Origin of the sequence: Azospirillum canadense (assembly GCF_025961225.1) — a bacterium.
In the GTDB taxonomy this organism is placed as follows: Bacteria; Pseudomonadota; Alphaproteobacteria; order Azospirillales; family Azospirillaceae; genus Azospirillum; species Azospirillum canadense.
The window spans coordinates 752,732-773,751 of record NZ_JAOQNG010000010.1 but is presented as its reverse complement, the minus strand read 5'-3'; the positions used below and the strand labels follow the sequence as shown (position 1 = coordinate 773,751).

General features: G+C 67.3%; 19 protein-coding genes. 14 read left to right on the top strand and 5 right to left on the bottom strand.

The annotated features are described in order from the left end of the window. Positions 1-10: 10 nt before the first annotated feature. From M2351_RS39310 to M2351_RS39290, 5 genes are all read left to right on the top strand, one after another. A complete protein-coding gene (locus M2351_RS39310; RefSeq protein ID WP_264661399.1) occupies positions 11-1,225 on the top strand; it encodes a GNAT family N-acetyltransferase/peptidase C39 family protein in 1,215 nt (404 codons plus the stop codon). Further along, positions 1,225-2,709 (top strand): RimK family protein, encoded by a 1,485-nt coding sequence (locus M2351_RS39305; protein ID WP_264661398.1) that lies wholly within the window; start codon positions 1,225-1,227, stop codon positions 2,707-2,709. The genes M2351_RS39310 and M2351_RS39305 overlap by 1 nt, the downstream gene beginning before the upstream one ends. Positions 2,710-3,143: 434 nt before the next feature. Next, positions 3,144-3,617: a sigma-70 family RNA polymerase sigma factor gene (locus tag M2351_RS39300; protein WP_209762943.1), complete on the top strand. Its 474-nt coding sequence runs from the start codon at positions 3,144-3,146 to the stop codon at positions 3,615-3,617. A gap of 451 nt (positions 3,618-4,068) precedes the next feature. Further along, entirely contained in the window at positions 4,069-4,296 is a 228-nt protein-coding gene (locus tag M2351_RS39295) for an anti-sigma factor family protein (RefSeq protein ID WP_264661397.1), read from the top strand. Between the two features lie 219 nt (positions 4,297-4,515). Further along, positions 4,516-5,991: an alkaline phosphatase family protein gene (locus M2351_RS39290; RefSeq protein WP_264661396.1), complete on the top strand. Its 1,476-nt coding sequence runs from the start codon at positions 4,516-4,518 to the stop codon at positions 5,989-5,991. 9 nt (positions 5,992-6,000) lie between these two features. On the opposite strand, the gene M2351_RS39285 is transcribed toward M2351_RS39290, so the two are convergent. Further along, positions 6,001-7,386 carry a tetratricopeptide repeat protein gene (locus M2351_RS39285; RefSeq protein WP_264661395.1) on the bottom strand — a complete coding sequence of 462 codons (1,386 nt, stop codon included), beginning with the start codon at positions 7,384-7,386 and terminating at the stop codon, positions 6,001-6,003. A 505-nt stretch (positions 7,387-7,891) separates the two neighbouring features. Between M2351_RS39285 and M2351_RS39280 the strand changes: the two genes are divergently transcribed. Together M2351_RS39280 and M2351_RS39275 are read left to right on the top strand one after the other, a co-directional pair. Next, positions 7,892-8,563: a transglycosylase SLT domain-containing protein gene (locus tag M2351_RS39280; protein WP_264661394.1), complete on the top strand. Its 672-nt coding sequence runs from the start codon at positions 7,892-7,894 to the stop codon at positions 8,561-8,563. Positions 8,564-8,639: 76 nt separating this feature from the next. After that, a complete protein-coding gene (locus M2351_RS39275; protein ID WP_264661393.1) occupies positions 8,640-9,479 on the top strand; it encodes a 23S rRNA (adenine(2030)-N(6))-methyltransferase RlmJ in 840 nt (279 codons plus the stop codon). 103 nt (positions 9,480-9,582) lie between these two features. On the opposite strand, the gene M2351_RS39270 is transcribed toward M2351_RS39275, so the two are convergent. Further along, positions 9,583-10,782 (bottom strand): IS256 family transposase, encoded by a 1,200-nt coding sequence (locus tag M2351_RS39270; protein WP_264654291.1) that lies wholly within the window; start codon positions 10,780-10,782, stop codon positions 9,583-9,585. 240 nt (positions 10,783-11,022) lie between these two features. Here M2351_RS39270 and M2351_RS39265 point away from each other — a divergent pair, with 240 nt between their 5' ends. The 3 genes from M2351_RS39265 (at position 11,023) to M2351_RS39255 (ending at position 13,899) form a co-directional block, all read left to right on the top strand. Next, entirely contained in the window at positions 11,023-12,027 is a 1,005-nt protein-coding gene (locus tag M2351_RS39265) for a hypothetical protein (protein ID WP_264661392.1), read from the top strand. Positions 12,028-12,070: 43 nt separating this feature from the next. Beyond that, the gene (locus M2351_RS39260) at positions 12,071-13,072 is read left to right on the top strand and encodes a hypothetical protein (protein ID WP_264661391.1); all 1,002 of its coding nucleotides are present in this window, start codon (positions 12,071-12,073) and stop codon (positions 13,070-13,072) included. A 104-nt stretch (positions 13,073-13,176) separates the two neighbouring features. After that, positions 13,177-13,899, top strand: coding sequence for a fused DSP-PTPase phosphatase/NAD kinase-like protein (locus M2351_RS39255; protein WP_264661390.1), 723 nt, complete (start codon positions 13,177-13,179; stop codon positions 13,897-13,899). Between the two features lie 9 nt (positions 13,900-13,908). Here M2351_RS39255 and M2351_RS39250 read toward each other — a convergent pair whose 3' ends face one another. Beyond that, on the bottom strand, positions 13,909-15,702 hold the full coding sequence (locus tag M2351_RS39250) for an ABC transporter ATP-binding protein (protein ID WP_264661389.1): 1,794 nt from the start codon (positions 15,700-15,702) through the stop codon (positions 13,909-13,911). Positions 15,703-15,861: 159 nt separating this feature from the next. On the opposite strand from M2351_RS39250, the gene M2351_RS39245 reads away from it, so the two are divergent. Beyond that, the gene (locus M2351_RS39245) at positions 15,862-16,839 is read left to right on the top strand and encodes a patatin-like phospholipase family protein (protein ID WP_264661388.1); all 978 of its coding nucleotides are present in this window, start codon (positions 15,862-15,864) and stop codon (positions 16,837-16,839) included. A gap of 25 nt (positions 16,840-16,864) precedes the next feature. On the opposite strand, the gene M2351_RS39240 is transcribed toward M2351_RS39245, so the two are convergent. Beyond that, positions 16,865-17,044, bottom strand: a complete 180-nt coding sequence (locus M2351_RS39240) for a hypothetical protein (protein ID WP_209762966.1) — start codon at positions 17,042-17,044, stop codon at positions 16,865-16,867. 155 nt (positions 17,045-17,199) lie between these two features. Here M2351_RS39240 and M2351_RS39235 point away from each other — a divergent pair, with 155 nt between their 5' ends. Further along, the gene (locus tag M2351_RS39235; protein WP_264661387.1) at positions 17,200-17,688 is read left to right on the top strand and encodes an RT0821/Lpp0805 family surface protein; all 489 of its coding nucleotides are present in this window, start codon (positions 17,200-17,202) and stop codon (positions 17,686-17,688) included. Between the two features lie 36 nt (positions 17,689-17,724). On the opposite strand, the gene M2351_RS39230 is transcribed toward M2351_RS39235, so the two are convergent. After that, entirely contained in the window at positions 17,725-18,564 is an 840-nt protein-coding gene (locus tag M2351_RS39230) for a porin (RefSeq protein WP_264661386.1), read from the bottom strand. Positions 18,565-18,776: 212 nt separating this feature from the next. Here M2351_RS39230 and M2351_RS39225 point away from each other — a divergent pair, with 212 nt between their 5' ends. Further along, on the top strand, positions 18,777-20,669 hold the full coding sequence (locus tag M2351_RS39225; RefSeq protein WP_264661385.1) for a potassium/proton antiporter: 1,893 nt from the start codon (positions 18,777-18,779) through the stop codon (positions 20,667-20,669). 120 nt (positions 20,670-20,789) lie between these two features. Continuing rightward, a complete protein-coding gene (locus M2351_RS39220; RefSeq protein WP_264661384.1) occupies positions 20,790-21,002 on the top strand; it encodes a hypothetical protein in 213 nt (70 codons plus the stop codon). Positions 21,003-21,020: the final 18 nt, after the last annotated feature.

Below are 21,020 nucleotides of genomic sequence, written 5' to 3'. Positions count from 1 at the left end.
AGGGAGTAAGATGGCACGCGCCGCGGCCGCTTTGAACCTCCAGATGCTCGACGAACTGAATCCGAACCACGCCGTCCCCCATCAGGGCGACACCGACACCATTCTTCTGCGGCAGGCCCAGCCGTCGGACATCGCGGCCCTGCTCGCCATTGAGGAACGGTGCTTCGCCACCGACCGGCTGACCCGACGCAGTTTTCAATATTTGCTGACAAAAGCCAAGGCCGCAGCCCTTGTAGAAGTGCACGGCGGTCCGGCTGGCGGGCGGCTGGCGGGGTACGCGCTGGTGTCCTTCCATTCCGGAACCTCGCTGGCGCGGCTCTATTCCTTTGCGGTCGACCCGGATTTCCGGGGGCAAGGCGTCGCCAAGCGCCTTCTGGCGGCGGCGGAGCAGGCCGCGCGGTCGCGCGACTGCATCTATCTTCGCTTGGAAGTGCGCCGGGACAACGCTCCGGCCATCGATCTCTACAAAAAAAGCGGCTATCGCGAGTTCGGCGTCTACACCGATTACTACGAAGACCATATGGAGGCGCTGCGCCTGGAAAAGCGCCTCGGCACCACGGGGCCGAGCGCGCCGCTGGGCGGCCCGATGGTTCCCTACTACCAGCAGACCCTGGACTTCACCTGCGGCCCGTCGGCCCTGATGATGGCCATGAAGGCGTTGAAGCCGGCCGAAATCGAGCTGGGACGGAAGCTGGAAATCCGCCTGTGGCGCGAATCCACGACGGTGTTCATGACCTCCGGCCACGGCGGCTGCGGCCCCTTCGGGCTGGCGCTGGCGGCGGCACGGCGCGGGATGAAGGCCGACATCTACGTCAAGGACAGCTCCACCCCCTTCCTCGACAGCGTGCGCAGCGACGACAAGAAGGAGGTCATGCGCATCGTGCACGAGGACTTCCTGGAGGAACTGGACGGGTCCGACGTCACCGTGCACCACAGCCCCATGACCGCGGAAGACATGGCCGAGGCGGTGAAGCGCGGGGCCATTCCGATCGTGTTGATCAGTTCGTATCGCATCTACCACGAAAAATTCCCGCACTGGGTCGTGGTGACCGGGGCGGACGACCGTTTCCTTTATGTTCACGACCCGCTCGTGTATGATCGCCACCACGCGCACATAGACCGAATGAACATGCCCATCCCCAAGGCCGACTTCGAGCGCATGGCCCGCTACGGCAAGGCGCAGCTCAAGGCAACCATTCTGCTCAGCGGGCGGTCCGCCGACTGATGCCGGCCCATCTCCTCATCGTCGACCGGCGGGCCAACCTCAAAGCCGACCTCAAATGGGCGAAGGACAACCTCCAGGTCGTCAGCGCCCGCGACTACATCGCCAAGCCGGAGACGGTGAAGATCCCGCGCGGCGCGCGCATCCTTAACCTGTCGCGCAGCCACCGCTACCTCGGCACCGGCTATTACTGTTCCCTGCTGGCGGAAGCGCGGGGAGAGCGGGTGATACCCTCGGTCAAGACGATCCTCGACCTGTCGCAGAAGGACTTCTACCGCGCCCAGCTGGGCGAGGTGAACGAGGCTCTGCGGCGCGTGATCAAGCGGCTGCCGGATCCGCCCGGGGCGTCCTTCAACCTGACCGTCTTCTTCGGCCAGGCCGACGACGCGCGCTTCCAGGACATCGCCCGGTCGATCTTCGACCTGTTCCGCTGCCCGTTGCTGAAGGTTCAGGTCCGGCTGAAGGACACTTGGACCGTTCACACGTTGGAGGCGCTGTCGCTGGCCGACCTGCGCCCGGACCAGGAAGCCCAGTTCGAGGCGGCGCTGGAGGCCTACACCCGCGCCTCCTGGCGGGAGCCGACGGCCCGGGCGCCGGCACGCTACACGCTGGCCATCCTGCACAATCCGAAAGAGGAGCTGCCGCCCTCCAGCCCGCGCGCCCTTCAGAAGTTCGTCAAGGCCGGCGAAAGCCTGGGCATCGCCGTCGAACTGATCGAAAAGAAGGATTATCCGCGACTGGGGGAGTTCGACGCGCTGTTCATCCGCGAGACGACGAACCTCGACCACCACACCTACCGCTTCGCCAAGAAGGCGGCCGCGGAAGGCATGCCGGTGATCGACGACCCGAACTCGATCCTGAAATGCACGAACAAGGTCTATCTGGCGGAGCTGCTGAAGGCCAACCGCATCCCGGCGCCCAAGACGGTCATCTTCGACAAGCGCGGGCTCGCCACGCTGGACCAGGAGATCCCCTACCCCATCGTCCTGAAGATCCCGGACGGCTCCTTCTCCCGCGGCGTCTTCAAGGTGCAGAACCGCAGCGAGCTTGAGGCGACGGCGGAGGGCCTGTTCGAGCAGTCCGACGTCATCCTGGCGCAGGAGTTCATGTACACGGAGTTCGACTGGCGCATCGGCGTGCTGAACCGGCAACCGATCTACGTCTGCCAGTACCTGATGGCCAAGAAGCACTGGCAGATCGTCAAGCACGGCGGCAACGGCCGGGCGGAGCAGGGATCGTCGCGCACGCTGGCCGTGGAGGAGGCGCCGCCGGAGGTGGTCGACGTCGCGGTCAAGGCGGCTGGCCTGATCGGTGACGGGCTCTATGGCGTGGACCTGAAGCAGAACGACCGCGGCGTGTTCGTCATCGAGATCAACGACAATCCCAGCATCGACCTCGGCGTCGAAGACGCCAAGCTCAAGGATGAGCTGTATCGCCTTGTTATGCGGGACTTTCTGCGCCGCCTGGAAAGCCGGCCCAAGAAATAGCGGCCCCAGCGCTTGTGATCGAGGTACTTACAACCGCAACTGCTATGTGGGCGTAACCTGATCCCGCAAATTCTTATTCCGAAAGAAACTTTCGGCTGTTGCCGCCGGGGAACAACCCCATCCCCCCCGCGTTAAGACCTCAACGTCACCACGAACGGGAGCACCTCCGAAGCGCTGCGGCGTTTTCGGAGTGCCCAGTTGGAAAGCGGGAGACCGTTGATGACGACAGCCTGCTCCGCGTGCATCGCCAGCCCGACATCACGGGCCAGGTAGGCGGCACCGCACCCTAAAGAAAACCGCCAAGGGCATCGCTGAACCGGCGCGACACCGCGCGCGCCGGACGGGGTTCGTCATCCTCGAAGAAGGTCTCCGCAAAGGGGCGCCGCATGAACGGCCGCCCACCGGACAAAGAGAAGGTTGGAGGAAGAGAGATCATGGCGTACTGTTTCGAATCCGAACTGATCCGCTGCATGCCGAACCTGCAACGCTACGCCTGCAAGCTGACCCGCGATGTCAGCGCCGCCGAAGACCTTACCCAGGATTGTCTTGCGCGTGCCCTGTCGCGCCAGCATCGTTTCGAACCAGGAACGAATATGCAGGCGTGGCTGACCACCATGCTGAAAAACCTTCACTTCAACAATCTCCAGCGCGAAAAGCACGTCACCAAGGTCGAGCTTTGGGACGGCGCCATGTCGGTCGAGGCCTCCCAGATCGCCCGCCTCGTCTTCCGCGACGTCGACCGCGCCTTCGGTGCCCTGACCCCCAGTCAGCGGAAGGTCGTGAAGCTGGTGGCGATCGAGGGCCGGCCCTACCAGGAAGCGGCGGAAAAGCTGAACGTCTCCATCGGCACCATCCGCTCCCGCCTCTGCCGCGCCCGCGAGCGCCTGAACACGCTGATGGCCGCTTGATCGCACACACGCCCTCTTCCGCCCGGCCCTCTTCCGCACAACCCTCTTCCAGTGGGCGCGGGAGAGGGCGACGGCTCGCTTGCTGGGTCCTCTCCGGCGGATTCGTCCACTTTGGTGTTTTCCGGACTGGGTAGCCCGCACACGCTGTGTTGGCGGACAACAGTCGGAAATTCCTTGCGTTCCGGACAATTCACCGCTGGAACAACCGCTGGGAGCCGCTGTTACTTCGGTCGTGCGAGACGTAGACGGCTTCGACGGAGCAGCCCAAACCCAAACCGGACGTTCGGTTCCGCCATTTTCGCCACTTGGCGTCAACCGATGCGTTCCCCATAAGAAGAGGTAGGCGGCGACTCCCGTTGCTCAGAATGCCGTACTATATTGTTCACTGTGTCACGGACCGTTTCCGTCTCAAGGGGATCATCCCCCGGGGACGTTCCGGGAACGAAAAGATATGAAGCGTGTGACGATGAACCATATCAACGCATATCTTGACGGTGCCTTGGACGATAAGGAACGTCAGGAGCTCGAGCAGTCCTTGCAGGACGACGCCGACGCGAAGGCCGTGCTGACCTTCCACAGAAGCCATGTGGAGGAATTGCACCGGCTGTACGATCCCGTGCTCGAAGAGCCGGTGCCGTCGCGCATGCTCGAACTCTTGCGACAACGCCGTCCAAGCTAACTTCCCCCTTCCCGCGTTCCATCGTCACGAAAGGCGACCGGACGAACCGGCCGCCTTTTTTCTTTTTCCGGGCGATGGCGATCCGCACGCGGGCTCTTTCGCGGCCATTCCCTTTCGATCTGCCCCCTTTCGATCCGCCACGGCCTTCCCCATAACACCTCCTGAGCGGGGACACGGCAGTGCGTCCCGGCGGCATGGCAAGGGATCGGAACGGACGGCATGGCGCGTGGACGGGTGGAACCGAAGGTCATCCTGGGGCCCATTCTCTATTTCCGGGGGGAACAGGGCGATCGCTGGTGGCTGTCGGCCCTGTTCGTGCTGGACGGCGATGCAGAGCCCGACGACCTCCGCGTCGACGGCGTCACCCTTCCTGTCCCGCCAAGGCACCTGCTGCGCTGGCGCGACCGTCATGTCTGGCGCTTCGATTTCGCCGTGCCGCGCGCGACGCGCGACCAGGAGGTCGCCTATGGCTTCATGGACAGCGGCCAGCCTTGGGTCCTGACCGTTCCCGGCCGCCTGACCCAGCCGCGCTTCGCCTACGTTTCCTGCAACGGGGTGGAGGACGAATCGCGCCTCGCCGCTCTGGACGCCCCGCGCAACGCGCTGTGGGCCGACCTGCGGCAGCGGCACGATGCGGACCGCTATCACCTGCTGCTGCAAGGCGGCGACCAGCTCTACGCCGACGCGGTGTGGCGAAGCGGTCCCCTGCTGTCCGAATGGGCCGCGCGGACCGGGAAGGAGCGTTTGGCCGAGACCTTCACCCCAGCGATGGCTGAGGAGGCGATGGCCTTCTACTTCGACCTGTACCTGCGCAGCTGGGGCCAACCGGAGATCGCCGCCGTGCTGGCCCGCATCCCGTCGGTGATGATGTGGGACGACCACGACATCTTCGACGGCTGGGGCTCCCACCCCGACGAGGAGATGCAGTCGCAGGTCTGGCGCGGCGTCTACATGGCCGCCCGCCGCCATTTCACCCTGTTCCAAATGGGCGCGCTGGCCGAGGCGCTGCCGGAATGCGTGTGGGGGGCGCAGCGATCCACCTTCACCCAGGGCTTCCGGATCAAGGACGTCGGGCTGCTGGCGCTCGACCTGCGCAGCGAGCGCACGCCGCGACGGGTGATGTCGGACCAGAGCCGGGCACTGTTGCCGGCTTGGCTCGACCGCTTCGACGGCTGCCGGCACCTCGTCCTGATGTCCAGCGTGCCGCTCCTGTTCGTCGACACCGGCGGACTGGAGCGGGTGGTCGACCGGCTGCCGGGGCGGATCGGGATCGAGGACGACCTGCGCGACCAATGGCGCAGCCACGCGCACGCCGAGGAATGGCAATCCCTGATCGAGCTGCTGGCCGATTTCTCCCGCCGCACTGGCTGCCGCGTCACCGCTGTGTCCGGCGAGATCCACGCCGGTGGGCGCGGCGTGCTGCGCGGCGGCGGGGTGGAGATGTGGCAGCTCATCGCGTCGGGCGTCGTGCACCCGCCGCCCCATCCCATGACCGCCACTGCGCTGGAATGGCTCGCTGGGCGCAAGGAAAGCCCGCTGGACGGCTACCGCTTCGAAATGCCGCGCTTTCCCGAATCGGGCAAACGGATCATCAGGCAGCGCAATTGGCTGTCCCTGATCTTCGACGGCAAGGGGCAACTGCACGCCCGATGGTCGGCCGAGGGGCAGCCGAACCGCTACGCCCAGGTGGTCTAAGCCGCCCGATCAGAGCGGCTTTTCCGCCACGAACAGCAGGCCTGGAACGTCCACGCCCTTCTCCCGGCGCGGGGCGCAGGGCTCCAGCATCAGGATTCGCAATCCGGCCGCCTCCGCCATGGCGCGCAGGTACGCCTCCGCGTGGGCGTAGCGGCGCGTCGGACCCAGCGCGAAGCCGTCCCCATCCAAACGCTCCACCGTGGCGGCGAATCGGCCGCCGGGGCGGAGCGCGTCCGCCGCCGCCCGGAACACCGGGGCGAGGTCGCCGATGTAGACGAGCACGTCCGCCGCGACCAGCAGGTCCCAGCCCGCCGGCGCCGGGTCCAGCGCCGGGTCCAGCGTTGGGTCCAGTGCGGCGGCGACGTCGCCCACCCACAGGTCGTCGTACAGCGCGCGGGCCCGCGCCTTGTCGACCATGCGCGGCGACAGGTCCACGCCGGCGAGATGGCCGGCCAGCGACCGGAAGGTCACGCCGGCCAGCCCGGTCCCGCACCCCAGATCCAGCACGCGCAGCCCGTTGCCGCCGCCCAGCCGGTCCACCGCGCGGCGCAGAAGCTCCGGCGCCGCGTAGCCCAGCTTGCCCACCAAGTCCTGGTCGAATCGGTCGGCGTAGCGGTCGAACAGAGCGCGGACATAGGCGGCGGACAGGTCCGCGCCCTCCCCCGCCTCCAGCGCCGCGATCAGGGCAGCGCTGCCGAGGCTGTCGTCGGAGTCCAGGTCCCGCGCCTTACGCAGCGCGGCCAGGGCCTTCTCCGGCTCCCGCAGCGCAATCCAGGCGCGCCCGATGGCGTGGTGCAGGACGGCGTCGTCCGGATCGCGGCGCGACAGCGGCTGCAATCGCTCGACGGCGCCAAGCGCATCGCCGGCCTCGATCAGCGCGGAGGACAGCTCCAGCACGGCATCGCGGTCGTCCGGGCGCAGGGCCGCGGCTTCCCGGAATTCCTCCAGCGCCTCATCCTTGCGCCCCTCGGCCAAGAGCGCCCGCGCGAAGCCAAGCCGCACCAGCGCCGCGTCCGGCCGCTCCGCGGCAAGGCCGCTGTAGGCGGCGACGGCAGCGGTCGGCCGTCCGGCCCGGAGCAGGGAATCGGCCAAGCCGACTCGCCACGCCCACACCCCCGAATCGATAAGTACCGCGCATCCGTAGGCATGGACCGCCGTTGCCGTGTCGTCCGCGGCCTGCGCTGCGTCGGCGAGAGCGGCCCAGGCGTCCCCCGACGCCGGATCGGCGGCGCAGGCCTTGCGGAACGTGCGCGCAGCACCGACCGGATCGTCGGCGTAAAGGCGGTCATAGCCGGTTTGGAAAAGCAGGTCGGGAACGACGCCGGGCGGAATGGGGGCCGGCGATCCTTCCCGGTCGGCCGAAATCGGGGCCGGGGCCGTCGGATCGAATGACACGCTGGGTCAAGTCCTGAGGTCGCTTCCCGCTTCCGCCGCCAGCCGGCCGAAACCGGGGCGCGGGCACAGGAAAGCACAGTCTATTGCCCTGCCTTGTTGCAGCGCGCAAGAGCGAATCGCTGTGTCACCACCGCTTTCGATCCGGGCGACAGACGGTCGCAGTACCCCTTTCGAAGGAAACTTTTTCACGGCTCCGCCGGACGCTCTCATCCCTTTTCGCAAGTTGTTTGGAATCAGTACCTTAAACGTCACAGGGCTGGTCCTATGACGCTGTCCGTCCCCTGCCCTGTGACATCGGGCGACGGATTGGTGTGGTATTACCGGGCTGCAATTCGATTGACGCTGAATAAAATTTTTGGAAGTGTGGCTTCGGCGCCCGATGGTGGGCGCTGAACTTTTGGGTAGGAGGCGGTCACCGTAAGAGACTCGGTGACCGGAACGACGGCTCCGCGCAGGGGGCCAAAATGAAGCCGGCCGAACGGCGGCAACGGATAGGGGGAAGAACATGCGGGATCGACAACAGCGCGTGCGACGCACGCAAGGCGGCTGGATCGCTCTTGCTATCGGACTCTGCACCGCACCGATCTTCGCGAAGCCGGTCCAAGCCCAAGCACAGACGCAGGAAAGCTGCGTCACCCACGCCGTCGAGGCGGAACGCAAGTTCAACATTCCCTCCGGCCTTCTGGTCGCCATCTCCCTGGTCGAAAGCGGGCAGGACGGCACGCCGAGCCCCTTCGTGATGAGCGTGGAAGGCCGCCCGGTCTACGCCCGCAATGTCAACGACGCCGCCCGACACCTGCGCGACAAGCGCGGCCAGCTGAAATCCAACGTCTACGTCGGCTGCATGCAGCTGTCGCTCGGCACCCACCGCGGCCAGTTCTCCCCGGTTGAGCGCATCGTCGAGCCCAAGGAAAACGTCTTCTACGCCGGCCGCCTGTTGCTCCGCCTGCACGGCGAGGAAGGCAGCTGGAAGACCGCCGTCGCCCGCTACAACGGCGGCTCGATGCGCCAAGCCCAGGCCTATGTCTGCAAGATCTGGCAGCATTTGAACGAACTGGACGCCAAGAGCGCCAAGCTTCTGGAATCGGCCCGCTGCGGTAACGAGGAGCCCGCGAGCATCGCGCCCGGCACCCGCCGCACCTTCCGCAACGCCCAACAGGTCGCAGCACTCGACTGAGGGCTGGACTGAGCCGAGAAGCCCGACGGTTCGCAGGGATGGCGCCGGACGTCAATCTGGGCTACATCCCCGGACCATGAACTACCGTCACATTTTCCACGCCGGCAACCCGGCCGACGTGATGAAGCACGCGGTCCTGGCGCTGATCATCGATCACCTGCGCGCCAAGCCGACGCCCTTCTGTGTGCTCGACGCCCACGCCGGCATTGGCCGATACGACCTCGGCTCCGAGCCCGCGCAGAAGACCCTGGAATTCCAGGACGGAATCGGCCGCCTGTTCGGCCGCCCGGCGCCCCACCCGGTGCTTCAGCCCTACCTAGACGCGGTCGCCGCGCTGAATCCCGACGGCGCGCTGCGCTGGTACCCCGGCTCTCCCCGTCTGGCGCGCGCCCTGCTGCGCGGCGAGGACCGGCTGGTCGTCAACGAATTGCACCCGGACGACTGGCAGACGCTGAAGGCGGAGTTCGCCGGCGACCGCCGAGTCTCCGTCCAGCATACGGACGCCTACCAGGCGCTGAGGGCCAACTTGCCGCCGAGGGAGAAGCGGGGACTCGTCCTGGTCGACCCGCCCTTCGAACAGCCCGATGAGTTCGCCCGCATGGCCGAGGGGCTGGCCGCCGCGCACCGGCGCTGGCCGACCGGCGTCTACGCGCTCTGGTATCCGATCAAGGAACGCCCGGCCGTGTGGCGGTTCCAGGAGGCCGTCGAGAACACCGGCATCCGGAAGATCCTCATGGTCGAGTTGACCTGGCACCCCGAGGACACCCACACCCGACTCAACGGGTCCGGCCTGCTCATCGTCAACCCGCCCTGGAAGCTCGACGAGACGTTGCGGGAGATGCTGCCCGCCCTGCACGCCGCCCTGCCCTCCACCGGCGGCGGCTCGAAGGTCGATTGGCTGGTTCCGGAGGCATAAAACCGTCTGAAACGGCCATGAAGCGGCCAGCCGGTCAGATCGTGCCCCGAGGCGTGGTGTCTGAGGGGGCCTCTGTGCTCTTCGGCGGGTTGAGGCCGCCGGTCTACTCCGCTGCGATGGACAGCGGATCAGGGGTGTGAGGGTGGCACAGCTCGGCCAGGCTTTCCATGGTCATGTAGCGCCGGGCCACCGCCCATTCATCATGCTGCTCCAGCAGCAAGGCGCCGACGAGGCGCACAACCGCCCCTTCGCCAGGGAAGATGCCGACGACGTTGGTGCGCCGCTTGATCTCGCCATTCAGCCGCTCCAGAGGATTCGTGCTGTGCAATTTGGTGCGCAGGTCCTTGGGGTACTTCATGTAGGCCAGCACGTCGAACTCCGCCTCGTCCATCAGCGCCGCCAGCTTGGAAAAGCGCGGCCGCAGGCTGTCGGCCACCCGGCGCCACTGCTCATGCGCCGCCTCAGCGGTCTCCTGGGCAAAGGCGGTGCGAATGGTGGCCGCGACCATCGTCTGGTGCGCCTTGCCGACGCAGGCGAGGAGATTCCTCATGCAATGAACACGACAGCGTTGAAGTGTGGCGCCCAGCACCTTGGAAGCGGCGGCCTTCAGCCCGAGATGCGCATCGGCGATCACCAGCTTTACGCCGCGTAGGCCCCGGCGGGTGAGGGTGCGCAGGAAATCGGTCCAGAAGGTCTCGGCTTCCGACAGCCCGAGGCCGAGCCCCAGCACCTCGCGCCGGCCATCGCTGTTGACGCCGATGGCCAGTATGGCGGCGAGCGAGACGATGCGGCCGTCCTGGCGCACTTTCACGTAGGTCGCATCCAGCCACACAAAGGGCCAGTCGCCTTCCAGCGGCCGGTTCAGGAACGCCTGCACGCGCTCGTCGATGTCCTGGCACAGGCGGCTGACCTGGCTCTTGGAGATGCCGGTCATGCCCATCGCCTTGACCAGATCATCGACGTTGCGCGTCGAGATGCCCTGCACGTAGGCCTCCTGAATCACCGCGATTAGCGCCTTCTCCGCGGTGCGGCGCGGCTCCAGGAAGGCCGGGAAGTAGGAGCCGCGCCGCAGCTTGGGGATGCGCAGGTCGATGGCCCCGGCGCGCGTCTCCCAGGTCCGCTCCCGGTAGCCGTTGCGCTTGGTCTGGCGGTCCTCGCTGCGTTCGCCATACCCGGCGCCGCACAGGCTCTCCACCTCCAGCTCCATCAGGCGCTGGGCGGCGAAGCCGACCATCTCGCGCAGAAAGTCGGCATCGGCGCTCTTCCCAATCAGCTCCTGAAGAGCGATCCTGTCCTCGGTCATCGTGGTCTCCGTCTTGGTTGATGGTCGTTAAGCAACCTCAACTTAGCCGAAGAACACGGTGACCGCCGCTCCCGAACGGCCGGCCCGCCTGCGCCAGCTATGGGGGAGCGCTCCGGCGGGCCAGCCTCACGCCTCAGACACCACGCGGTGGGACGCGATCAGCGGTCACAGATCTTGACGTTGCGCCGGGGTTTTTCTCGCCCTAGGGTGGCTTGTCCGCTTACGAACACGCAGGCCCCGATGTCCCGGTCCAACGATTTCGCCGCCGCCTTCGCCAAGGCCCATTCTGAGGCCGGGCTGACCCGCGTGTCCGTCGCGCACATCCTGCAGACGATCCAGAAGGACCCGTCCTTCCTGTTCAGCGCGGAGCTGCGCCAGGGCGCCGGCCAATGCCCCATGCACGCGGCCGGCAGTGCCATCAATACCGACGACGCCGACAAGGTGACGGTCAACAGCCTGTTGGCCTTCCTGTTCGAACGGCTACGCGACCACGTCGCCAAGGTGCTGCCGCTGGATGAGCGCGGGCAGGTGATGCTGCCGATTCCGCCACGCTCGCCGCACGGGCTGAACCCGGCGGACCGGCCGGCCATGGCGACGGCACCACTGGACGTCATGGCCTCGGTGCTGCGCGACGCGACCTGCCACCTTCTGGACGGGCTGATCACCGGCTGGGCCGCGAAACTGCTGGCGGAGGAGGAATATTACCGCGCCAAGGGCTCAGGCGAGATCTCGGCCGACGCCGCGGCCAGCTTCGTCCTGCGCACGGTGCTGGAGGACTCCACCCTCTACCAGCGGGCCGGCTACGACATGCTGTCGATCACCAAGACCGGCAGCCACACGGCCATCCACATCTGCTGGGCGATGGTGGAGGCGGCACCGCTGCTGAAGCCGGGCCTCGACGCCGCCGACTACGACGACCTCGTCCGCAAGAGCCTGAAGCAGGTGGTCCCCCTGTCCATGGCCAGCCTGGGCATGCTCGTCCATTATATGGAAGCGTCGGGGATCGAACCGCAAGACGGCCTCGCCATCCATCTGCTGCCCAAGGACCAGACGGCCTTCGTGCTGGACGAGAACGGGTTGATCGCCCTGAACGCGGAGCCGATCACCCGCTTCGCCAAGCCGGAGGAGAAGCACTACACCGGCTGCCCGGCCTTCTACACGCCCGGTTTCATTAAGCTGTACCTCGACATCGTGGCCAGCATCGCGCTCGACTACGGCGTCTATGACCGGCTCCGGGCCCGGTAAACCCTCCACCGCCTTTTCGTTTCCACAGCCGGTCCGTGCCTCCATGTCCCGCAACAGCAACTTCGCCCAGACGTATTTCGCCGCGCATGAAGAGGCCGGCATGGCCCGGGTGAGTCTTGCGCCCCTCCTGAACCGCATCGCGGAGGATCCGAACTACCTGTTCGGGCAGGAATTGCAGTCGCTTGGCGGCCAATGCCCGGCCCATGCCGACACGCGCAAGGAGGATTACGAGAAGGTCGCGATCAACGCGCTGCTCGCCTACCTCTACAACGATCTGCGCGAACACATCATCGCGCGCATGCCGCTGGACGGCGACGGCCATGTTGTCCTGAGCAACCCGCCGGACTCGCCTCACGGCCTCGACGTCGCGGACGCCGCCGCGCTCGACGCCGCCTCGGTGGACACGCTGGTCGGCTTCCTGCGCGACAGCATCTGCCACCTGCTGGACGCCATCATCAAGGATTGGGCCATCAAGGTGATGGCGGAAGAGGAGCGCTGCCGGGCAGAGGGGTCGATCACCCCGCTGGCGGCGGCCAGCTTCGTGCTCGCCAACACGCTGGAAAGCTCGGTCCTGCACTCGCCGTCGGGCTACGACATGCTGTCGATCACCAAAACGGGCAGTCACACCGCGCTCCACGTCTGCTGGAACCTGTGCGAATCGGCCCCCATGCTGAGGCCCGGCCTGACGCTCGACCAGTATGACGACCTGTCGCGGCGCAGCCTGAAGCAGGTGCTGCCGCTCGCCATGGGCAGCCTCGGCATGCTCTGCCAGTTCATGGGCGCCGGGTCCATCGAGGCCGACGACCATCAGGCGATCCACCCGCTGCCGGCCCACCAGACCGCCTTCGTCTACGATGATGAAACCCCGGACGGGATGATCGTGCTGAACGCCGACCTGATCGAGCCGACTGCCCAGGCGGGCGAGCGGCACTACACCGGCTGCCCGGCCTTCTACGCCAACGGACTGATCAACCTGTTCATGGAAATCGTGCTGTCGGTGGCCGCCCGCTACGACATCTATGGACGCAAGCAGCGGGCCGGCTGAAGCAGACCGGCTGACCGGGCAATCCCACCCCTTTTGCACCGATGATCTTGACGCGCCGCCACGCGTGCCTATGTTGGCGGCCTTGCCCTACTTGAAGGTGCCGCTTGGCCAAGAAGTGGATCCTGCGCCGTTACACCACCACCGCCGCGGCCGATGGCATCAAGCGGGCGCGTGGCCTGATGGCAACCCCGTGGCAGCGCCTGCTCGGCCATATCGAGAGCGTGTTCATCGACCACGCCTGCTTCCGGCTGATCTATTCGAACACCTTCCGCGTGTCGGACCGGATGTACCGGGCGAGCCAACCCTCCCCGTCGCACATCCGCGCCGCGGCGAAGCACGGGGTGAAGACCATCCTGAACCTGCGCGGCGGCCGCGACTGCGCCTCCTACATCCTGGAGGCGGAGGCCTGCCGGGCCAACGGCCTGACGCTGGTGGATTTCCCGGTGAACTCCCGGGACATGCCGCGCAAGGAAACGCTGCTGAAGGCGCGGGAGCTGTTCCGGACGATGGAGTACCCGGCGCTGATGCACTGCAAGTCGGGCGCCGACCGCGCCGGCTTCATGTCGGCGCTGTACCTGTTCGTGCAGGAAGGCGCCCCGCTGGAAACGGCGGTGAAGCAGCTGCACTGGAAGTACGGCCATTTCAAGCAGGCCAAGACCGGCATCCTCGACTATTTCTTCGAGCTGTACGCCGCGTACAACGAGAAGCGCCCCACCCCTTTCTGGGACTGGGTGGAGCGCATCTACGATCCGGTCGAGGCCAAGGCCAGCTTCCGCTCCCGCGAATGGGCCGACACCGTCGTGGACCGGGTGTTGGGCCGGGAATAAGCCGGGGTATTACGGCGCGAGCAGCGCCGCTTCCCCGTCCTCGCCGAACTGCAGCTTGCTGAGGCGCGCGTAGGTCCCGTTCTGCTCGATCAGCGCGTCGTGGGTGCCCTGCTCCACGATGCGCCCGCCCTCCATAACCACGATGCGGTCGGCGTTGCGCACGGTGGCGAGGCGGTGGGCGATCACCAGGGTGGTGCGCCCCTTGGTCAGCCGCTCCAACGCCCCCTGCACCAGCCGTTCGGATTCGCTGTCCAGTGCGCTGGTCGCCTCGTCCAGCAGCAGGATCGGCGCGTCCTTCAGGAAGGCGCGGGCAAGGGCCAGCCGCTGCCGCTCGCCGCCCGACAGCTTCACGCCGCGGTCGCCGATGACCGTGTCGTAGCCCTGCGGCAGGCGGGCGATGAAGTCGTGCGCGGCGGCGGCCTTGGCGGCGGCGACGATGTCGTCGAAGGGCGCGTCGAGCCGGCCGAAGGCGATGTTGGCGCGCACCGTGTCGTTGAACAGCACCGTGTCCTGGCTGACCAGCGAGATCACGCCACGCAGGCTCTTCAGCGTCACCGACCGCACGTCCTGCCCATCGATCAGCACCTCGCCCTCCGTGGCGTCGTACAGGCGCGGGATCAGGTTGAAGACGGTCGACTTGCCGGCCCCGCTGCGCCCGACCAGCGCCACGGTGGCGCCCGCCGGCACGTCCAGGTCGATGCCCTTCAGCGTCTCGGCCCCTTCCTCGTAGGCAAAGCGCACGCTGCGCAAGCTGACGGCCGCGCGGTTCAGCGCCAGCGGCTTGGCGTCCGGCCGCTCCGTGATGGTCGGCCGTTCGTCGACCAACTCGAAGATGCGCTGCGTGGCGGCGAGGCCTTCCTGGAGGACGGCGTTCAGCGTGCCGATGGCGCGCACCGGTTGCGCCGCCATCAGCAGCGCGCCGACGAAGCCGGAAAAGGCGCCGACCGAGCCCTCGCCCATCGCCATGCGGTAGCCGGCAAAGGCGATGACGCCCGCGACCGCGGCGCCGCCCAGAATCTCCATCATCGGGTCGATGCGCGAGCGGGCGCGGGTCGCCTTCATGGTCAGGTCGTAGTTGTCCTCGAAGGCGCGGCTGGCGCGGGCACGCTCGTAATCCTCCAGGCTGTAGGTCTTGACCATGCGGGCGCCAGCCAAGCTTTCCGTCAGCAGCGCGGTCATGTCGCCCATCTGCGCCTGGGTATCGCGCGACACGCGGCGCAGCCGCTTGCCGATGTTCACGATCGGCACGGCGGCAATCGGGTAGATGACGAAGACGATCAGCGACATCACCCAGTCCAGGTAGAACATCGCCCCGACCAGAGTGATGACGGTCAGGATGTCGCGCACGAGGTTGGTCAGCGTGCGCGTCAGCGCGTTGCGGATCAGGTCCACGTCGCTGATGAAGCGCGAGGTCAGCGTGCCCGTGGGTGCTGCGTGCAGCTGCGCGGTGTCCGCCGTCAGCAGATGCGCGAACATCGACAGGCGTACGTCGGTGACGATGCGCTGCACGATGTCGGTGGTCAGCACCGTCTGCGCGTACATGGACACCGCCTTCACCGCCGTGACCAGCACGATCACTACGGGAATGACCAGCAGCATGGTCCGGTCCTGCGCCGAGAACATGGCGTAGGCCTGATCGATCAGCAGCGGATAGGCGCCGGTGGTCGCGGCGACCAGCGCCATCAGCAGGAAGGACATCACCAGCTTGCCCGTGTAGGGCCGCACCCATTCCCGCAGCATGCGGACCACAAGCCGCTCCGTCGCCGCGTCGAACCGCAGCCGCTCACCGCTTTTCTTACTCACGTGCCGAACTTCCTGTAACGGGATTCCGATGGCTTAGCCGAAGGAACCCGCGCTTGTCCACCGGGGTCGCCCGATCAAGCTTCCTTAACCGGCCCGCTGCCATAATAGGCCGCCATAATAGGAGGCGATCCAGCCATATCCTTGTGCGAAGGAGGCGCCATGGCAAACGACGGCGGAAACGGGCGGCAGCGGCCGCGGATCGGGCTGGCGCTCGGCGCCGGGGTGGCGCGGGGCTGGGCGCACATCGGGGTGCTGCGCGCGCTGAAGCGCTACGGCATCGAAGCGGACATCGTCTGCGGCACCTCGGTCGGGGCGCTGGTCGGCGGCGTCCATCTCGCCGGGAAGCTCGACGCGCTGGAGGAGTGGGTCCGCGCCCTCACCAGGCTCAAGATCGTCAGCTACCTGGATCTGCGCCTGCGCCAGGGCGGCGGGCTGATCGGCGGGGAGCGGCTGCTGGCGGAACTGCGCCATCACCTGGGCGACGTGGAGGTGGAGGAACTGCCCATCCCCTTCGTCGCCATCGCCACCGACCTCGTCACCGGGCACGAGGTCTGGATCCGCAACGGGCCGCTGGTGGAGGCGATGCGCGCGTCCATCTCTCTGCCGGGCGTGTTCCCGCCGGTGCAGGTCGACGGGCGCTGGATGGTGGACGGCGCGCTGGTCAACCCGGTGCCGGTGTCGGCCTGCCGGGCGCTCGGTGCGCAGATGGTCATCGCGGTCAACCTCGCCGCGGACATCCTGGGCAAGGCGCGCAAGCCCGGTGCCGCCGTGCCCACGGCCGCGGGGTTCGACCTGCTGAAGCTGGTGGAGGAGCAGGAGCCGGACGCAAAGCGCAAATCGCCGATCGGCGCGCTGTCCCGCCGCATCTTCCGGCGCGACTACGAGGGGCCGAGCCTGTTCGGCGTCATGATCTCATCGCTGGGCATCGTCACCGACCGCATCACGCGGTCGCGTCTGGCGGGCGAACCGCCGGACGTCCACATCACACCGCGCCTTGGCCACATCGGCCTGTCGGAGTTCGACCGCGCCGACGACTGCATCCGCGAGGGTGAAGCGGCGGTCGAGCGCGCCCTGCCCGATCTGCACGACGCGCTCGCCGTCTTCGGCAACGGCCCGCGGGAGCCGTTGCGTGGTTAGATAAGGCGGGGGTGAATTGCCCCGTTTAGTTGTCCAGCGCGGTCCCCAGGGCGGCACCGCCCAGCCCGCCGATCACGGCGCCGCGCTTGCCGTCGAGCGCGTAGCCACCGGCGGCGCCGGCCGTTCCGCCAACCACACCGCCGGTCGAGCAGGCCGCGAGCGTCAAGAGCGCAATGGCGGTCCCGATCAGGCGCAAACGAGACATGTCTAAACCCTCCTCGTGGTGTTCTGTCAGGGTCATAAACACGCAAGAACACGTTTTGCTTCCACACTGAACAATTTCGCCTGCGGAACCATTGTCATTGCCGGGGGTTTTCTCGACAGGTCACCCATGGATCCGTCGAATCCGGAAGAACTCCCATGACCATCCAACCGCCCTTCCACAAACAGGCCATTCGCAAATCGGCCATCTGCGTTGTGGTTGCCTTGTCGTTGGGCGCGTGCCAGACGGGAAGCACGTCGGAAACGGTCGGCACGCTCGGGGGCGCTGCTGGCGGCGCCCTGATCGGATCGCAGTTCGGCGGCGGCGCCGGCAAGCTCGCCACGACCGCCATCGGCACGCTGGTCGGCGCCTTCGCCGGCCGCGAGATCGCCCGCAGGCTCGATACCAACAGCGAGAGTCGCGCCATGGCGGCGGAACGCGACGCCGCGGCCCGGAACCAGACCATCACCTGGAACAACCCACAGAACAACAGCCGCGGCTCCGTCCGGCCGATGCGCACGTACGAGAACGCCAGCGGGCAGACCTGCCGCGACTACACCCACACCATCAACGTGGAGGGCAAGCGTGAGACCGCCCGCGGCACCGCCTGCAAGCAATCCGACGGGACGTGGCAGCTGGTGAGCTGACACCCAGCCAAAACAGACGACCGCCTTAGAAACCGCCTAGAAAAGAACGCGCGTGCCGAGGCGCAGCATGGTGCTGGTCGCCGGCCCGCCGTCGTAGGTCATGGTGCCCAGGTCGGCGGAGACGCTGACCTGCGGCGACATGCGGTAGCGTAGCCCGGTGGACCAGGCCTCCTGCGGAAGCTCGTCGCCCAACTGCGTGTGTGCGAGGCGGCCGGTCAGGCTCCACCCCTGAAGCGTCGTCCCCCGTTCGAGCGACAGGCCGGCGTTGAAGGTGCGGCGCAGGGGACCGATGTCCGGCATCTGCTCCCGATAACCGGCGCCAAGCGTCAGGCCGCTCAGCGCAAGCTGGCCGCCGACCACCCAGGACTGGCGCGGCGTCCCGCGGTCCTTGTCGGTGACCTGTGCCTTGCCGGCCCCGGCGGTCAGGCGGTACCTGGCCAGGCCGATCGTCCCCTCGTTGCGAATGACCCCTTCCATCAGGTGGCGGGCGACGGGGTCGGGGACGCCGGGCTCCGTCCGGAACGGGGTGTAACCCAGCCCGACGCGGAAGCCTGAAAGCCGGGGCGAGTAATAGGTGGCGCGCGCGTCGGGGCTGCCGAAGGCGCCGTCGTCGACGAACAGGCTGTCGGTGAACCATGGATCGCGCACGGGGCTCGTCACCACCAGCCGGCGCTGGGCGCTGTCGGTCTGTCCGATCTCGATGGCGCCCCATGGGCCGAGGTTGAACGCCCGCTTCTCGAACGACGCGTCCACGGGAACGGTTTCATCCGTGCGTGGGTCGACGTTGGGGAGGTCTGAGGCCGCCTGTGTTGCTGTCGGAGCGAGCGTCAGCAGAAGCGACAGGATCAGGGGCGGAAGACTCGGTGTGCGAGCCATGGGGTTCCGTCTCGTTTCGCGTGCCTGGGACGGGACCGTAACATCGGCTATTGTGCACCGCGGGAGACAATTCTGGATCCGAGCGGCACGTGCGGGGTCGTAGGCGCGGATGCGCCGTCCGGCCACGTTGCGCCGCCGCGGTGAAACCGTCAAAATCCCAAACACCGATTCAAGGGGTTCCGCCCCCAGCACCACGCACCGGCACGAGGCATATGGAGGCGACCAGCTACATCATCCTGATCGGGTCGACGCTGTTGATCGTCAGCATCCTGACGAGCTATCTGGCGCTGCGCATCGGCACGCCGCTGCTGCTGATCTTCCTGTCCGTCGGCCTGCTGGCCGGCGAGGACGGCATCGGCGGCATCTCGTTCAACGACCCGGACACCGCCTTCCTGATCGGTTCCATGGCGCTTGCCGTCATCCTGTTCGAAAGCGGACTCGACACCAAGTTCTCCAGCTACCGGGCGGCCGCCTGGCCGGCGCTCAGCCTGGCAACCGTCGGGGTCGGCGTGACGACCGGCGTGGTGGGCACGGCCGCGCATTGGCTGCTCGACCTGCCCTGGATCGAATCCATGCTGGTCGGCGCCGCGGTCAGCTCGACCGACGCCGCGGCGGTGTTCTTCCTGCTGCGCGTCGGCGGCATCACCATCCGCGACCGCGTGCGCTCCACGCTGGAGATCGAGTCCGGCAGCAACGACCCGACCGCGATTCTGCTGACCATCATGCTGGTGGAGGCGGCGCAGCACGGCTGGGGCACGCCCATGGAGCTGGGCAGCTTCCTGGTTCTGCAGATCGTCGAGGGCGCAGCACTCGGCCTGCTCGGCGGCGCCACGCTGGCCGCCTTCATCAACAACGCCAAGCTCGACCCCGGCCTCAGCCCGGTGGTCACGCTGACCTTCGCGCTGTTCATCTTCGCCGGCACGAACGTGCTGGGCGGCAGCGGCTTCCTGGCCGTCTACGTCGCCGGCCTGGTCGCGGGCAACGTGAAGCTGCGCGGCGCGGTGGACCTGCGGCGCTTCCATTCCGGCCTGACCTGGCTCAGCCAGATCGTGATGTTCGTGATGCTAGGGCTGCTCGCCACGCCGCGGGAGTTCGGGTCCATCATCCTGCCCGCTCTCGGCCTTGCCGGCCTGCTGATCCTGGTGGCCCGCCCGCTGGCGGTGTGGCTGTGCCTGATGCCCTTCCGCTTCACCGCCAACGAGACGACCTTCGTCGCCTGGGTCGGCCTGCGCGGCGCCGTGTCCATGCTGCTGGCCCTGGTCCCCGTGTCGGCCAACCTGCCCGGCGGGCAGATCATCTTCAACACGGCCTTCATCGTGGTGATCGTCTCGCTGCTGGTGCAGGGCTGGACCATCGGGCCGATGGCGCGTTGGCTGAAGCTGATTGTGCCGCCCCGCCGCGGCCCGGTGGAGCGCGTGGAGTTGGAGTTGCCCGGCGACGCCGACCAGGAACTGGTCGCCTACACCGTGCACGCCAAGAGCCCCGCGGCCCGCGGGCAGAAGCTGCCGCGCTTCGCCCGCCCGTCGCTGGTGATCCGCGAGGGCCGCGTCGTGCCGTTGCACAAGGCCCGGACGCTCCAGGGCGGGGATCGCGTCTACCTGTTCTCCCCGCCGGACCAGCTGCCGCTGATCGACAAGCTGTTCGCCGGCAGCCGCGCGCTCGACCAGGACGACCGGGAGTTCTACGGCGACCTCGTCCTGAATCCCGACGCGACGGTGGAGCAGATCGCGGAGATGTACGGACTGCCGCTGTCGCTGTCCAACGCGACGCTGACTCTGCGCGACCTGCTCCGCAACGAGTTCGGCGGCGCCTGCGAGCTGGGCGACCGGGTGCGCATGGGCGGGGTGGAGTTGATCGTCCGCGATATGGAGGACGGGCGGATCACCTCCGTCGGCCTGGCGCTGGAGCCAAGCGCGGTGACCAAGCCGCGCGTGCCGTTGTTCCAGCGCCCGCGCCAGATCTGGGCTCGCGTGCTGTCGTGGTGGAGCCGCCAGTCCTTCCGGCGCTGGCAGCGCCGCGAGCACCGGCGCGAACGCCGGCCCGCCCCGCTCCCGCCGCCGTCCGTCTCCGAGAGCGAAAAGGAACCCGAAAAGCAGCATGGCTGATCTGCCTGTGACCATTGCGGTCGGTTGATCCCCCTCAATCACCCATGCTGCGAAGCGGCATAGCGTGGCTCATGACCGGCGTCCGCCGCGGACGCCCCAACGCCTGAGGAGAAGGCGGCCATGAGCCAATCCACTGAAGACCGCATTTACGAAGACGCGCTGTTCACGGAATATTGCGGCGACCGCGTCGCGGCGCTGTCGCCGCAACGCCGCCGTACCGCGCACGACCTGTTCTGCGATGTCATGTGGCACGAGGGGATTGAGGCGCTGACGCCGGAACGGCTGGACTGCATCCTCGATTTCGCGGCCGAGACGCTGCCCGACGCCGCTTGACCGTTCCGGTGGTTGGGC

Bases quoted from the DNA above. Each gene is read 5' to 3' on its own strand.
- M2351_RS39310 (WP_264661399.1), top strand. From the start codon at position 11: ATGGCACGCGCCGCGGCCGCTTTGAACCTCCAGATGCTCGACGAACTG.
- M2351_RS39305 (WP_264661398.1), top strand. From the start codon at position 1,225: ATGCCGGCCCATCTCCTCATCGTCGACCGGCGGGCCAACCTCAAAGCC.
- M2351_RS39300 (WP_209762943.1), top strand. From the start codon at position 3,144: ATGGCGTACTGTTTCGAATCCGAACTGATCCGCTGCATGCCGAACCTG.
- M2351_RS39295 (WP_264661397.1), top strand. From the start codon at position 4,069: ATGAAGCGTGTGACGATGAACCATATCAACGCATATCTTGACGGTGCC.
- M2351_RS39290 (WP_264661396.1), top strand. From the start codon at position 4,516: ATGGCGCGTGGACGGGTGGAACCGAAGGTCATCCTGGGGCCCATTCTC.
- M2351_RS39280 (WP_264661394.1), top strand. From the start codon at position 7,892: ATGCGGGATCGACAACAGCGCGTGCGACGCACGCAAGGCGGCTGGATC.
- M2351_RS39275 (WP_264661393.1), top strand. From the start codon at position 8,640: ATGAACTACCGTCACATTTTCCACGCCGGCAACCCGGCCGACGTGATG.
- M2351_RS39270 (WP_264654291.1), bottom strand. From the start codon at position 10,782: ATGACCGAGGACAGGATCGCTCTTCAGGAGCTGATTGGGAAGAGCGCC.
- M2351_RS39265 (WP_264661392.1), top strand. From the start codon at position 11,023: ATGTCCCGGTCCAACGATTTCGCCGCCGCCTTCGCCAAGGCCCATTCT.
- M2351_RS39260 (WP_264661391.1), top strand. From the start codon at position 12,071: ATGTCCCGCAACAGCAACTTCGCCCAGACGTATTTCGCCGCGCATGAA.
- M2351_RS39245 (WP_264661388.1), top strand. From the start codon at position 15,862: ATGGCAAACGACGGCGGAAACGGGCGGCAGCGGCCGCGGATCGGGCTG.
- M2351_RS39240 (WP_209762966.1), bottom strand. From the start codon at position 17,044: ATGTCTCGTTTGCGCCTGATCGGGACCGCCATTGCGCTCTTGACGCTC.
- M2351_RS39235 (WP_264661387.1), top strand. From the start codon at position 17,200: ATGACCATCCAACCGCCCTTCCACAAACAGGCCATTCGCAAATCGGCC.
- M2351_RS39230 (WP_264661386.1), bottom strand. From the start codon at position 18,564: ATGGCTCGCACACCGAGTCTTCCGCCCCTGATCCTGTCGCTTCTGCTG.
- M2351_RS39225 (WP_264661385.1), top strand. From the start codon at position 18,777: ATGGAGGCGACCAGCTACATCATCCTGATCGGGTCGACGCTGTTGATC.
- M2351_RS39220 (WP_264661384.1), top strand. From the start codon at position 20,790: ATGAGCCAATCCACTGAAGACCGCATTTACGAAGACGCGCTGTTCACG.